Source organism: uncultured Roseobacter sp., assembly GCF_947491795.1.
GTDB lineage: Bacteria > Pseudomonadota > Alphaproteobacteria > Rhodobacterales > Rhodobacteraceae > Roseobacter.
Window position 1 is genome coordinate 184,146 of record NZ_CANLKW010000001.1, and the last position, 13,559, is coordinate 197,704.

At 59.7% G+C, this 13,559-nt stretch carries 10 protein-coding genes and 1 pseudogene; 5 read left to right on the top strand and 6 right to left on the bottom strand.

Annotated elements, in window-relative coordinates:
• Positions 1-67: 67 nt before the first annotated feature.
• The gene (locus Q1A34_RS00945; RefSeq protein ID WP_300029473.1) at positions 68-703 is read right to left on the bottom strand and encodes a VPLPA-CTERM sorting domain-containing protein; all 636 of its coding nucleotides are present in this window, start codon (positions 701-703) and stop codon (positions 68-70) included.
• A 241-nt stretch (positions 704-944) separates the two neighbouring features.
• On the opposite strand from Q1A34_RS00945, the gene Q1A34_RS00950 reads away from it, so the two are divergent.
• Positions 945-2,102 (top strand): MFS transporter, encoded by a 1,158-nt coding sequence (locus tag Q1A34_RS00950; RefSeq protein ID WP_300029475.1) that lies wholly within the window; start codon positions 945-947, stop codon positions 2,100-2,102.
• Between the two features lie 81 nt (positions 2,103-2,183).
• Positions 2,184-5,066: an excinuclease ABC subunit UvrA gene (uvrA, locus tag Q1A34_RS00955; protein ID WP_300029477.1), complete on the top strand. Its 2,883-nt coding sequence runs from the start codon at positions 2,184-2,186 to the stop codon at positions 5,064-5,066.
• A gap of 35 nt (positions 5,067-5,101) precedes the next feature.
• On the opposite strand, the gene Q1A34_RS00960 is transcribed toward uvrA, so the two are convergent.
• From Q1A34_RS00960 to Q1A34_RS22020, 4 genes and pseudogenes are all read right to left on the bottom strand, one after another.
• Positions 5,102-5,428 (bottom strand): excinuclease ABC subunit A, encoded by a 327-nt coding sequence (locus Q1A34_RS00960; protein WP_300029479.1) that lies wholly within the window; start codon positions 5,426-5,428, stop codon positions 5,102-5,104.
• Between the two features lie 61 nt (positions 5,429-5,489).
• The gene (locus Q1A34_RS00965) at positions 5,490-6,830 is read right to left on the bottom strand and encodes an MmgE/PrpD family protein (protein ID WP_300029480.1); all 1,341 of its coding nucleotides are present in this window, start codon (positions 6,828-6,830) and stop codon (positions 5,490-5,492) included.
• A 57-nt stretch (positions 6,831-6,887) separates the two neighbouring features.
• Positions 6,888-7,772, bottom strand: coding sequence for a 3-hydroxyisobutyrate dehydrogenase (mmsB, locus tag Q1A34_RS22015; protein ID WP_366942813.1), 885 nt, complete (start codon positions 7,770-7,772; stop codon positions 6,888-6,890).
• Between the two features lie 30 nt (positions 7,773-7,802).
• A pseudogene (locus tag Q1A34_RS22020) lies at positions 7,803-8,813 on the bottom strand (enoyl-CoA hydratase/isomerase family protein); the annotation flags it as partial.
• Between the two features lie 378 nt (positions 8,814-9,191).
• Here Q1A34_RS22020 and Q1A34_RS00975 point away from each other — a divergent pair.
• Positions 9,192-9,989, top strand: a complete 798-nt coding sequence (locus Q1A34_RS00975; RefSeq protein WP_300029484.1) for a VPLPA-CTERM sorting domain-containing protein — start codon at positions 9,192-9,194, stop codon at positions 9,987-9,989.
• A 322-nt stretch (positions 9,990-10,311) separates the two neighbouring features.
• Positions 10,312-10,881: a VPLPA-CTERM sorting domain-containing protein gene (locus Q1A34_RS00980; RefSeq protein WP_300029487.1), complete on the top strand. Its 570-nt coding sequence runs from the start codon at positions 10,312-10,314 to the stop codon at positions 10,879-10,881.
• A 96-nt stretch (positions 10,882-10,977) separates the two neighbouring features.
• Here Q1A34_RS00980 and Q1A34_RS00985 read toward each other — a convergent pair whose 3' ends face one another.
• The gene (locus Q1A34_RS00985; protein ID WP_300029490.1) at positions 10,978-12,477 is read right to left on the bottom strand and encodes a CoA-acylating methylmalonate-semialdehyde dehydrogenase; all 1,500 of its coding nucleotides are present in this window, start codon (positions 12,475-12,477) and stop codon (positions 10,978-10,980) included.
• Between the two features lie 132 nt (positions 12,478-12,609).
• Between Q1A34_RS00985 and Q1A34_RS00990 the strand changes: the two genes are divergently transcribed.
• Positions 12,610-13,506, top strand: coding sequence for a LysR family transcriptional regulator (locus tag Q1A34_RS00990; RefSeq protein WP_300029493.1), 897 nt, complete (start codon positions 12,610-12,612; stop codon positions 13,504-13,506).
• Positions 13,507-13,559 lie beyond the last annotated feature (53 nt).

Below are 13,559 nucleotides of genomic sequence, written 5' to 3' on the forward strand. Positions count from 1 at the left end.
AGACGAACAAAAAAAGCGGAGCCTCAGGCTCCGCTTTTGCTTTTTTCAGACTGTTCCGGTGACCGGATCAGGACTTACGACGTCCGCGCATTGCGCCCAGACCAGCGACACCACCGAGCAGCAGCAATGCCGACGCCGGCAGCGGTACCGCCGCGACCGACGTCACAACAACTGCATCGATGTCAAAGCCGTCAGACGAACGTGTGTCCGAGAAAACGGATTTGGAGATGTCGAGGAAGCCGAGGAACGCATAAGATCCAGCGAAAGAGATCGTGGAGGACGTACCGCGTGTGCCATCATCGATGCCACCCTGGTTGTCCGCGACGCCCAGAATGTCAAAGTTGATGCCATCATTGGATCCAAAGATGCGAACAGCTTCTTTGTGGTTGGACGATGCGCCGCCGTTGGTGATTTCGATCACTGTCGCCGCGCCTGCGATGACAGGGTCAAATTCGACCACAAGTGTGCCGCCAAGACCAAGCGAGAAGAAGTCGTCGTCACCGGAGCCGACACCGTTTTCGAAGAATTCGATGTTACCGGTGTTGTCACGCTCGCCGCCGCCACAGGATACTGTGCCTGCACCGGTCAGCGCTGTGCCAGTTCCGCCGCAATCCGAATCGATCCCGACGACTGCTGCGCCTGCGGTGCCGCCCATCAGCATGGCCGCTGTCAGTGCGCCGTAAAACAATTTGTTAATAGTCATGTTACTCCCATTCTCCGATCCGGGAACAATGCTCCGCGGATACCGGAAACCGATTACCAAAAGATGTCTCGAACTATCAGGTCAGAATGGTGAACAAAAGAACCATTAAACTCTTAGGTAAATTTTTGCGTTCGAATTGAAATTCACACGCGGATCACGTGTGTTTTCCGCACGATAACACTGCTGGCGCGATTGCCAGTCGCCTGGCTATCTGACATCAGGTCTGCAGGGAGGCAGCCGGATGCAGAAAACGCCCTGGGGGCTCGTGCTTGCACTGTGGGGTGCAGGGCTGGGTGCTGCCGCACAATACGGCAAGTTCAGTGCGACCTTTGATCTGTTGCCCGGTATCTATCCGGAAGCGGGCAGGGCGCTGGGGCTGATCGTATCCGGTGTTGGTCTGCTGGGGATCTTTTTTGGCGTGATTGCGGGTCTGCTGGTGGCGCGGGTGCGGTATCGACGCGCTTTGCTCTGGGGGCTCTGGACGGGCGCTGCGATCTCGTTGTTTCAGGCTTTGCTGCCCCCACTGCCCTGGATGCTGGCAAGCCGCGCCCTTGAGGGGTTGTCTCATCTGGCGCTGGTGGTTGCAGCTCCCACACTCATTGCACAGCTTTGCGCGCCGCAGGATCGCGGCCTGGCGCTGACCCTCTGGGGCACATTCTTTGGCGTGGCCTTTACAATTCTCGCCTGGGCCGGGTTGCCGCTGGTGGCGGTTGGAGGCATTCCCGCGCTGCTGACGGCACACGCTCTCTATCTGGCGGTGTTTGCTGTTTATCTGGGGCTGCGCCTGCGTGCGCTCGAAAACGACGCGCCAGCTGTTGCCTTGTCGCCAGGCCGTCTGCTGCGCGAGCATCTTGTGATCTACGCCTCGCCAGCAATATCCGCACCTGCTCTCGGCTGGTTGTTCTATACTTTCTGTTTCGTCTCCATTCTCACGGTGCTTCCTCCCTATATTCCGGCGGATATGCGGGCATTTGTCATGGGGGCGATGCCGCTGACCAGCATCGGGGCGTCGATGACCCTGGGGGTGTTTTTATTGCGTGTCATCCCAGCGGTCGGCGTGGTGCTTACAGGGTTTGCAGGCAGCGCGCTCTGCATGCTCTGGCTCTGGGCTGATCCGGGCGGCACACTGCCCTGTCTGGCGCTTGCTGCATCGATGGGTCTGATCCAGGGCGCCAGTTTTGCGGCGGTGCCACAGCTGAATCATCTGCCGGCCACCCAGGCCCAGGCCAATGGTGCGATGGCCCAGATGGGCAATGTCGGCAACACCCTGGGCACGCCGGTCATGGCGATCACGGCGGGGGCGGTCGGATACGCGGGGCTGCCCTTGCTGGCGGGCGGTGCCTTTGTGCTGGGGGGATGCGTCCATTTGTATCTGGCAGCGCGGCGAAAACGCGCCTGATGTTCCGTCTTCGTTCTCATTTTTTCATTGGCTAACCGGGGCAATGCGCCTATGTCAGACAGGTACACCAGGGGGTGCCGGATGGCTGAACTGAAAAACATTGAGGTGCGCGGCGCGCGCGAGCATAATCTCAAAAGCATCGACGTGGATATTCCGCGCGACCAGCTTGTTGTGATTACAGGGCTTTCCGGTTCTGGCAAGTCCAGCCTGGCCTTTGATACGATCTATGCCGAAGGCCAGCGCCGGTACGTAGAATCACTGTCGGCCTATGCGCGCCAGTTCCTCGATATGATGCAGAAACCGGACGTAGACCATATTTCCGGTCTGAGCCCCGCGATTTCGATTGAGCAGAAAACCACCTCCAAAAACCCGCGCTCGACCGTCGGCACGGTGACGGAAATCTACGACTACATGCGGCTGCTTTTTGCGCGTGTGGGCACGCCCTACTCGCCCGCGACGGGCAAGCCGATTGAGGCCCAGCAGGTCCAGGATATGGTTGACCGGATCATGGCGATGGAGGAGGGCACCCGGGCCTATCTGCTCGCGCCGATCATCCGCGACCGCAAGGGCGAATACCGCAAGGAATTTCTGGAATTGCGTAAGCAGGGGTTCCAGCGGGTGAAGGTGGATGGTCAGTTCTACGAACTGGACGAACCGCCCACGCTCGACAAAAAGTTCCGCCATGACATTGATGTCGTTGTGGACCGCATCGTGATCCGCGAGGGGTTGGAAACCCGCCTGGCCGACAGCCTGCGCACAGCGCTCGACCTGGCGGACGGCATCTCCATTCTGGAGACAGCACCATCTGAGGGCGAGCCGGAACGTACAACATTCTCAGAGAAATTCGCCTGCCCGGTGAGTGGTTTCACCATTCCCGAGATTGAGCCACGGCTTTTTTCTTTCAACGCGCCTTTCGGGGCCTGCCCGGACTGTGACGGCCTGGGGGTCGAGCTCTTTTTTGATGAACGGCTTGTGGTGCCGGATCAGAACCTGAAAATCGCGGATGGCGCGCTGGCCCCATGGCGCAAAGGCAAATCCCCCTATTTTCTCCAGACCATCGAGGCGATAGCGAAGCATTATAAATTCAAGCAGTCGACCAAATGGAAAGACCTGCCCGAAAAGGTAAAGCAGGTGTTTCTCTACGGCTCAGGCAAAGAAGAAATTGCCTTTCGTTATGACGAGGGCGGCCGCGTCTATCAGGTGACCCGTGTGTTCGAAGGGGTGATCCCGAACATGGAGCGGCGTTACCGGGAAACAGACAGCAACTGGATCCGCGAAGAGTTCGAGCGCTATCAGAACAACCGCTCCTGCGGCACCTGTGGCGGTTTCCGCCTGCGCGAAGAAGCGCTTGCGGTGAAAATCGGCCCCTCGGACGATGCGGAAAACCTGTTGCACGTGGGCCAGGTCGTCCAGATGTCGATCCGCGAGGCCTTTGACTGGTGCGAACGCGTGCCGGAGCATCTGACGTCGCAGAAAAACGAGATTGCACGCGCAATTCTCAAGGAAATCCGCGAGCGGCTGGGCTTTCTCAATAACGTGGGCCTTGAATACCTGACGCTGAGCCGGAACGCCGGAACTCTGTCCGGGGGCGAAAGCCAGCGGATCAGACTGGCCAGCCAGATCGGCTCGGGTCTTACCGGGGTTCTCTATGTGCTGGATGAGCCCTCTATCGGGTTGCACCAACGCGATAATGACCGGCTGCTGCAGACGCTGAAAAACCTGCGGGATCAGGGCAATACCGTCATTGTGGTAGAGCATGACGAAGAAGCGATCCGCGAGGCGGATTACGTTTTTGATATCGGCCCTGGCGCCGGTGTGCATGGCGGCCAGGTGGTCAGTCACGGCCCGCCTGCGACCATCGCAGCCGACAAAACCTCGATCACGGGCCAGTACCTGACCGGCACGCGGGAAATCGCCGTTCCGGCGGAGCGGCGCAAGGGCAGCAAAAAGAAGCTGCAGGTGGTCAAAGCCACCGGAAACAACCTGCAGAATGTCACGGTTGACTATCCGCTGGGCCAGTTCGTCTGCGTCACGGGCGTCTCGGGCGGCGGTAAGTCCACGCTGACGATCGAGACCCTGTTCAAAACCGCATCCATGCGTCTGAATGGCGCACGTCAGACGCCAGCGCCCTGTGAGACGATCAAAGGGCTTGAGCATCTGGACAAGGTGATCGACATCGACCAGCGCCCCATCGGGCGGACGCCACGCTCAAACCCCGCCACGTATACCGGGGCCTTTACGCCAATCCGCGACTGGTTTGCCGGGCTGCCCGAATCCAAGGCGCGCGGCTACAAGCCGGGCCGCTTCAGCTTTAACGTCAAGGGCGGGCGCTGCGAGGCCTGTCAGGGCGATGGTGTGATCAAGATCGAGATGCACTTTCTGCCGGACGTTTATGTGGAGTGCGAGACCTGCAAGGGGCAGCGGTACAACCGTGAAACCCTTGAGATCAAATTCAAAGGCAAGAGCATTGCCGATGTGCTTGATATGACGGTTGAGGACGCACAGGCGTTTTTCCAGGCAGTGCCCTCTATTCGTGAAAAGATGGACGCGCTGATGCGGGTGGGGCTGGGCTATATCAAAGTCGGCCAGCAGGCGACGACACTCTCAGGTGGTGAGGCGCAGCGGGTCAAGCTGTCCAAAGAGCTCAGCAAGCGTTCCACGGGCCGCACGCTCTATATCCTTGATGAGCCGACAACGGGTCTGCACTTTGAAGATGTGCGCAAGCTGCTCGAAGTGCTGCATGAACTGGTGGATCAGGGCAATTCGGTGATCGTGATCGAACACAATCTGGATGTGGTCAAGACAGCCGATCATATCATTGATATCGGCCCTGAGGGCGGTGATGGCGGGGGCACGATTGTGGCGACCGGAACGCCCGAGCAAGTGGCGCAGGTGCCCGAAAGTTACACGGGTAAATACCTTGCACCCATGCTGCAACCCAGAGGACAGGTCGCGGCAGAGTAAAGCGGGGCGGCACTCCCAGCCGCTCCCGGGTTCAGTCAGTCAAGCAGCGCCGCTGCTGCGCCGAGGAAGTCCAGCACCTCGCGGGTTTGCTGATCCACGCGGAAGATATATCCACCGCTGTTGTAATATGTGCCCGAACGGTCCAGCCCATAGCGGCCGGGATCGCGTACGACCACGTAGTCGCCGCTGATCACATCTCCGCGGCTCCAGCGCGGGTTGCCCGCTTTCTTTGCCTGACCGGGTGGCACACAGGCCTGTGATTTTTTGGCCAGGCCGGGCGGACAGTGTTTGGGTGCAGCCTCTGCCGACAGGGGCAGGGCGAGCGCAAAGGCGGTCAGCAGGATTGGGATGGATGTTCGCATGGTCGTTCTCCTTCTCTCCCGGACCTAACGCCTGACAGACCCTGCGGTTCCTGACAATGGTTCAGTGCGGCGGTGCTGTCAGGCAAAGTGTGCGCAGCCGGCTGAAATCTGCCGGTGACAGACTGTCAAACTCAGCGCAGAGCGCTTCAATCTCACACGCGCGTCCGGGGCCCAGAACCGGGTCTGCGAACAGGTGAAACTTGTCTGATATCTCAACATCTGACAGGGGCAGATCGGTGTCCCCCCGGGGTGTACAGGGCTCTGCAGTGACCTTGTCACCGTTGGTCAGCATAAGCGAGACCTGCGCCCATCGTTTGCCCTGGCTGATACGGGTAAAGTGTTCGTCGTCAATAAGTTGTGTTGCATTGCTGATGCGCAGGATATCCGGATCGCGCAGTGTGCTCTCTGCCAGTTCTTCAACGCCGATCTGCCTGCGCACGATCATGGTGGCAACCGGAAACGCAATGGAATAGGCGAACTCATCCGGTGTTGCCGGCTGGTGACCTGCCAGCCGCGTGGCATTGTGAAAAGTGCGTATCTCGACCCCGGCCACGGCACTGTGGTGCAACCCATGTGCTGACATCAGCCCGGCTGCGGCATCAATGGCCGGGTGGGCCCAGCGGCAACAGGGGTAGGGTTTGTAATGCGTATCCGTGACCAGCCGCCAGGCACTGCCCAGATCGCCCCAGAGGTCGGGCGCGTCCTCGCAGGTCAGGGCGGGCGCTCCGGTAAATCCGGCAAGGGCAAGCCAGGCCGCGGTCACACCGGAGGGTGCGCCCCATCCGACCCCGTCGCGCAGCATGGTCGGATGATCGATACAGCGCATCATCTGACTGCGAGGGCCGTGGTATTCACCAATACCAGCGGCGTGCCTGATCTGATCCGGATCGGCACCTAGGCCCCGCGCGCAGGCCGCCGCAACGCCCACAGCGGTCCAGGCGCCGGAGGTATGATAGTCTGCGCACTGGGCGTGCTGGGCCAGACCGGTGCGGTAGCTGACCTCATAAGCAATTGCCAGAAGCTCAGCAAAATCAGACCCCTGCAAGCCAGTCTTTACGTCTGCCAGCGCGAGCAGTGCAGGAAAAACAGCAGATCCCGCATGGCCTTTGCAGGGCGAGGTTCCGTCATGTGCGTCGACGCTGTCGATGGTGAAAGCGCCGGACATCGCTGCACCCGCCGGGCTCAGCAGATCACCGCGCATCAGGGCCCGCGCGCCGCCCGCTGAGCCGGCGCCGAAAAGCGCCGTTGCAGCATGGTGAGCGGTGGCGGACATGCGCGTTGTTGACCCGATGGCTGCGACGCCCATCGTATCCAGAAAAGAACGCCGCAGGACTTTCAGCGCAGCGTCCGGAATGTCCTTGACCGACAGGTCCGCCGCAAACGCGTGAAAGGGCAGGGTCATGCCGGTATTCCGGGCGATGCGGGGCCGTGCAGCGCGGTTCGCTGGAGCTCTGCCGCGTTAACTGTCACGGCCACGCGCCGAGAACCGGGGAAGCATCGCCGAGAAATCCTTGCCGCGTCCGTCCTCGAGCTCGACAAAACGCCGGTAGAGTTCAAGAGCCGCAGCGCCCATCGGCGTGTCCGCATCAACCGCCTCTGCGGCCTGTTGCGACAGGCCCAGGTCCTTGAGCATCAGTTCTGCTGCAAACCCGGGCTTGTAGTCATTGTCAGCGGGGCTTTGCGGCCCGACACCGGGGGCGGGGCAATAGGCGTTCATCGACCAACTGTATCCGGAGGACGTGCTGGCCACATCGAACATTTTCTGCCGGTCGAGCCCCAGTTTGTCTGCCAGCGCAAAGGCTTCGCAGGTCGCGATCATCGTTGCACCCAGGATCATGTTGTTGCAGATCTTGGCCGCCTGTCCGGCACCGGCCTCGCCACAGTGCACAGCTTTCTGGCCCATGATGTCGAAAAGCGCCTGCGCCTGTGCAAAGGCCTCCGCGCTGCCGCCGGACATGAATGTCAGGGTCCCCGCGGTCGCACCGCCGATGCCGCCCGAGACAGGCGCATCGACGAACAGGACCGCTGCCCCTGCGGTCTGTTCCGCAACGGCACGGGCGCTGTCTACATCTACGGTTGAACAGTCGACAAAGAGCGTTCCGGGCCGCAGTGAGGGCAGAATCTGTTCTGCGACTGCGCGCAGGATTTTGCCGTCTGGCAGCATGGTAATGACGATATCCGCATCCTGCACAGCCTCCTGTGCGGTGGCTGCGTTTGTGACACCGGCGGCAGTGGTTCCGGCGGTGTCAAACCCGGTCACCCGGTATCCTGCTGCGGCCAGGTTGGCCGCCATTGGCGCGCCCATGTTGCCCAGTCCGATAAAGCCTACAGCCTTTTGTGTCACAGGCGTCTCCTCCAGTTTCAGTGCGTCCGGTCCCAGCGGTCTCAGCATTTTGCTGACGGATGATATGGGCACAGACTGATCCTTATACTGCCACTGCGGATTGCGGTCTTTGTCAATGATGGCCGCACGGATCCCTTCAAGAAGTTCACCATGCTCCATCGCACGGGCGGTAAACCTGTATTCCAGATCGAGCGCCTTGCCGATGCTGATCGAGGGGCCCCGCAGACGGTGCAGCAGTTCGATTGTCACCGCCATCGACAGCGGGCTGTTCCGCTCCATTGCCTTCAGCGCGCTGCGGGCAAAATCGCTGTCTTCGCCACGCAGGCTGTTGAAGATGTCCGACAGCGCCTCGCCGCCGAAATGGCGGTTCACGTCATCTGCAAGCGCTGCAAGGCCGGAGGCAGGCGGTTCCGTCGCCGCCTGTTCCACAACGCCCGGATCACCGGTTTCCTGCAGTCTATGGATCAGCCCGGGCCATTCAGCCTCGGCTATGTAAAGATCGGCAAATCCCGCGTATATCGCATCTGCGGCGGTCATCCGGGTGCCGGTGACGCCCAGGTACTCACCCATCCGTCCGTCTGCCAGTGCAAGCATCAGCGTGGCACCAACGTCAGGGATCAGCCCGATGCCACACTCTGGCATGGCGACCCTTGAGCTTTCACCGACAATCCGGTGGGTGCCGTGACACCCGATGCCGACACCGCCGCCCATCACGAAACCCTGCAAAAAGGAAATGATGGGTTTCGGCCAGGCAAAGATCGCCGCATTCAGCCGGTACTCGTCCGCCCAGAACCGTCGCCCGTAGTCGAAATCACCGTCGCGGCCGGTACGATAGAGCTCGGCAATATCGCCCCCTGCGCAGAATGCCCGTTCGCCCGCGGCATCTATGACCACCACACTGATCTGAGGATCATCGCGCCATGCCTCCAGCGCGTCCCGGATTTCCAGGCACATCTGCCAGGTCATGGCATTCAGCGCGTCGGGGCGGTTGAGAGTGATGCGGCCAGCCTTGCCCGCGCGGCGGATATGGATATCAGTCATAAAGGTTTTCTAGGCCACGAAGAGGGGATCAGCAACCGAATCAGGCGCCTGGTTCCGGCACAAATGGGCGGGTCTCTGCCCCATTGTTTCCCAGACAGAAAACCAGGGGCACGGGACCCGGAAAACGTTAACTACCTTTGGGTGAAAATCTGGCGCATTTTTGCCACGATTTGTCTGATTTACGGGGAAATCTCTGGGAACGACATCACAGTTAACGTGGTAACATACTGAAAATAAACAAAACAGCCCTTTTCTGGCACATGAACGTGATCTGAATTAAATTGCGGCGGAATTATGCTCATGTTAGGTAATGCCCCGTAACCAGTGCGTATGAACCTGAGACGGGCCATACGCGGATTTAACGAGAAGGACATCAATATGATCTTCAGACAAATTGCAGTTGGGGCGACTGCGCTGACACTCCTTGGCAGTGCGGCAACCGGCGCAACCTTCGAAGGTTCGACGTCCGGCCTCTTCCTCGGATATAACTTCTTCGACAGCGACCCGACGGATGCGGACAATGACGCCGCGCCGACCGGCGCAGGCTGTACCCCCGGCGTTGGCTGTACCAGCGTATCCTGGGGACGCATCGCTGACGATGTTCCACAGACCGGCACACGCCCGCGCCCCGCGCCGACCAGCGCAGACAGCGAGCGCAGTGTTCTTTCTTTCCGCCAGACAGACTTCTCTGAAGAGCTGGACAGTGCGAAAGAGACCGTCGATGTTGCATACATCGACTGGTACAACGCCGAGTGGACCAATTTTGACGACCGTTTCGAATTCAACGCCGAGTTTTCTTTCGGCCTTGATGGACCGATTGCACGGAACACTTTCGACCTTTTCTCCTTCGTTATCCAGACGACCGGGAACGACAGCCCGACCAATGATGACCAGGCCGTCATCCGCGGTTTTGAGGATTTCCGCCTGGGCACGCCGCTGGCGCTGACACGCGGGTATCAGCTGACCGGGTTTACGCTGTCCGTGCTGGAAGATGCGGGCGGGTCTGCCTTTGGCTCCGTTGACGGTGATACCTGGAGCACCAACGAAGGGCGTTCAAGCACGCTCGTGATCAGTGCGCAGATTGAAGCGGTTCCGCTGCCTGCAGCGGGCTGGCTGCTGATTGCCGGTGTCGGCGGGCTCGCAGCCATGAAACGGCGCAGCAAAAAAGCGGCCTGATAACACTCCTATTTGCAGCGGAAAGCGGCTCCTTCGGGAGCCGTTTTTTTGTGGAATCATCATCTGACAAACATGGGAATGCAGCCACCTGCAACGGGGGAGATGTCGGGAAAAGCCTGCTGGTGTGCGATTGTCGGGCAAAATCTTCGGGATCATACTACCTCAAATAGAACATTTGCCTGAAATGCCTGTTTCTTCTTGTGACACCCGGGTCATCCCCTCATATTAACTATTATTAACAACGTATGGTGCCCTCCCGGGGACTGATTTAGTCACAGCAATTTCAGGTTCGTTTATGAGGGCTGGGTTTTAGGGGATAAAGATGAGGATTACAGAAGTATTCAAAGCCGTCGTCTTGGGGGCGGCCCTGGTCGCCGGTAGTGCGGTAACGTCAGACGCGGCTTCGATTCAGGCGCTGAGCAAGTCGACACCGGCGACGGCGTCAAATGAGCTGGCACAGGTCATCGCTGAGTTGGACAACGTCGGTGTCGATACGACCGGGTTTAAAGCGCTGGGTCGCGTCGACGGCGACGATATTCGGTTGGGCGGTCTGACGACGTATTCGTCCGAGGCCGGTATTGGTGAAGAACTGGATTTTCAGGTGACTTTCGGAACTGCCGGCGCAAGTGAGCTGCTTTCGGTTGGTGGAGGCATCCTTGATACCGGCTTCAGTCTGGAAGCGGTTCTGATCGTTGACGGTACTCATTCGGCAATCTGGTACGATGGCATGTTCTCAGACATGTTCGTTTTAGACGCTGGCGGCAAACGTAAAGGGATCAGCCATGTTTCGTACTTTGGTACAATGACAGCTGTTCCGCTCCCCGCAGGGGCGGTCCTGTTGCTCAGCGGTCTGGGCGGTCTGACAGTGCTGCGGCGACGCAAACGCGCCTGATCCGTAACGACACCCGAAAACAGAAAAACGCGGCCCCCTCGGAGCCGCGTTTTTTATCAGTCTAAGAGGGCGCTGGCTGGTGAGCGCCCGTCAGAATTACTCCATCACCGGGATGGAGAATTCGCCGCCCTCTTTGATACCGGACGGCCAGCGCGCGGTAACCGTTTTGGTGCGCGTATAGAATTTAAAGGCATCCGGGCCGTGCTGGTTCAGATCACCAAAGACCGATTTTTTCCAGCCGCCAAAAGTATGATAGGCCAGCGGCACCGGGATCGGCACATTGACGCCGACCATGCCCACATTGACCCGGTTGGCAAAATCACGGGCGGCATCACCGTCACGGGTAAAGATTGCGGTACCGTTGCCGTATTCGTGATCCATGGCGAGACCGAGCGCTTCCTCGTAGGACTGGGCGCGGACCGTGGTCAGAACAGGGCCAAAGATCTCCTGGCGGTAAATGTCCATGTCTTTGGTTGCGTGGTCAAAAAGGTGCGGTCCCACAAAGAAGCCGTCCTCATATCCCTGCAGGCTGAAATTACGGCCATCCACAACCAGCCTGGCGCCCTGATCAATACCTGTCTGGACCAGACGTTCAATGTTGGCCTTGGCTGCAGCCGTCACGACGGGGCCATAGTCGACATCGTTTCCGGCAGTGTAGGGGCCGACTTTGAGTTTTTCGATGCGTGGAACCAGCTTTTCAATCAGCCGGTCCGCAGTGTCGTCGCCCACCGGCACGGCGACAGAGATTGCCATGCACCGCTCACCGGCAGCGCCGTAGCCCGCACCGACAAGTGCATCGGCGGCCTGATCCATATCGGCGTCGGGCATGATGATCATATGGTTCTTGGCACCACCAAAGCACTGAACGCGCTTTCCGTTCGCACAGCCGGTGCCATAGATGTATTCGGCGATCGGCGTGGAGCCCACAAAGCCGATCGACTGGATGACGTCATGGTGCAGAATGGCGTCCACGGCCTCTTTGTCGCCGTTCACGACCTGCAGAATACCTTTGGGCAGGCCTGCTTCTTCCATCAGTTCCGCCAGCATCAGCGGGACAGACGGGTCACGCTCGGATGGTTTCAGGATAAAGGCGTTGCCGCAGGCAATCGCGGGCGCAAACATCCACATCGGGATCATGGCAGGGAAGTTGAACGGTGTGATACCCGCGGTCACTCCCAGCGCCTGACGCATGGAATACATATCAATGCCCGGGCCCGCGCTGTCGGTGTATTCGCCTTTGAGCAGATGCGGCGCGCCGATGCAGTATTCCACAACCTCCAGCCCGCGCTGAACGTCGCCCGCAGCGTCTGGCAGTGTTTTGCCGTGTTCCCGGCTGAGTGCCTCGGCCAGCTTGTCCATATCGCGGTTCAGCAGGTCGACAAACTTCATCAGAACGCGCGCCCGGCGCTGTGGGTTGACCGCGGCCCAGGCAGGCTGTGCGGCAGCGGCGTATTCAACGGCCTGTGCGACCTCGGCCGTGGAGGCAAGCGGTACGGTGGACTGAACCTCGCCTGTGGCCGGGTTCATGACGTCAGCAAAACGCCCTGATGTCCCTTTGACATGTGCACCGTTCAGGTAGTGTGTCAGTTCCTGCATGCGTATCTCCCAGAAAATGTCTGTTGCCCCGGTATACACCCGGGGTATTGCCGCGCACCATAGTCTTGCAAAAATCACGGATAAAGAGGAAAGATGTCATGATCATTTTGCAATTTTGCAAAGGATGCGCGGATGCAGACAAACTGGGATGACCTGCGGCTGTTTCTTGCCGTGGCGCGGGAACGCAGCCTGTCGGGCGCGGGCAAAGTGCTGCGGCTGGATCCGGCCACACTGGGGCGGCGCATGCAAAGGCTGGAGCGCGCGCTGCAGGCCACGCTTTTTGTCAAAAGCCAGACCGGATACGCGCTGACCGAAGCGGGCAGCGCTCTGCTGACCCGTGCAGAGACCGCAGAACAGGCAATGCGCGTTGCCGCTGCAGGTCTGCCGGTAGAAGGGGAGCGCCTGCGCGGCCAGATCCGCATCGGGGCGCCGGATGGTTGCGCAAACTATCTTTTGCCCCAGGTCTGCGCGGCCATCTCTGACGACAACCCGGATCTGGACATTCAGATTGTTGCACTACCGCGTGTGTTCAACCTGTCGCGCCGCGAGGCTGACATGGCCATCGCGGTCAGCGCGCCGGAGGCCGGGCGCCTGATGGTGAAAAAGGTGACGGACTACCATCTGCATCTGGCCGCCAGCGAAGCATACCTGGCGCGACATGACCCGATTGAAACACCCGGTGATCTGCAGGGGCATCGCCTTGTCGGTTATATTCAGGACATGATTTTTGACCGTGAACTCGACTATCTTGACAGCATAGGCATGACACGTGTGCCGCTGGCATCAAATTCGGTCTCGGTCCAGGTCAACTGGCTGCGGGCCGGCGGCGGCATCGGCTTTGCGCATGACTTTTCGCTGCCGGCCACACCCGGACTGAAAAGAGTACTGACCGGCGACATCAGCCTGAAACGCAGTTTCTATCTGATCCGCCACGCGGATGACCGTCACAACGCGCGGTTGAGCCGGTTTGCAGGGGCTCTGAGTGCGGGATTGCGTGCAGAAGTGGCCCGGCTGGAAGCGCGTGCTTGACAGAATGCACCTTTGCGGTGACGCTGAGGGGGATCACAGATACGTTACAGCGA

Excerpts from the sequence above, each read along its gene's own strand:
- Q1A34_RS00945 (WP_300029473.1), bottom strand. The coding sequence starts at position 703 with ATGACTATTAACAAATTGTTTTACGGCGCACTGACAGCGGCCATGCTG.
- Q1A34_RS00960 (WP_300029479.1), bottom strand. The coding sequence starts at position 5,428 with ATGCGAACATCCATCCCAATCCTGCTGACCGCCTTTGCGCTCGCCCTG.
- Q1A34_RS00975 (WP_300029484.1), top strand. The coding sequence starts at position 9,192 with ATGATCTTCAGACAAATTGCAGTTGGGGCGACTGCGCTGACACTCCTT.
- uvrA (WP_300029477.1), top strand. The coding sequence starts at position 2,184 with ATGGCTGAACTGAAAAACATTGAGGTGCGCGGCGCGCGCGAGCATAAT.
- Q1A34_RS00980 (WP_300029487.1), top strand. The coding sequence starts at position 10,312 with ATGAGGATTACAGAAGTATTCAAAGCCGTCGTCTTGGGGGCGGCCCTG.
- Q1A34_RS00950 (WP_300029475.1), top strand. The coding sequence starts at position 945 with ATGCAGAAAACGCCCTGGGGGCTCGTGCTTGCACTGTGGGGTGCAGGG.
- Q1A34_RS00990 (WP_300029493.1), top strand. The coding sequence starts at position 12,610 with ATGCAGACAAACTGGGATGACCTGCGGCTGTTTCTTGCCGTGGCGCGG.
- Q1A34_RS00965 (WP_300029480.1), bottom strand. The coding sequence starts at position 6,830 with ATGACCCTGCCCTTTCACGCGTTTGCGGCGGACCTGTCGGTCAAGGAC.
- Q1A34_RS00985 (WP_300029490.1), bottom strand. The coding sequence starts at position 12,477 with ATGCAGGAACTGACACACTACCTGAACGGTGCACATGTCAAAGGGACA.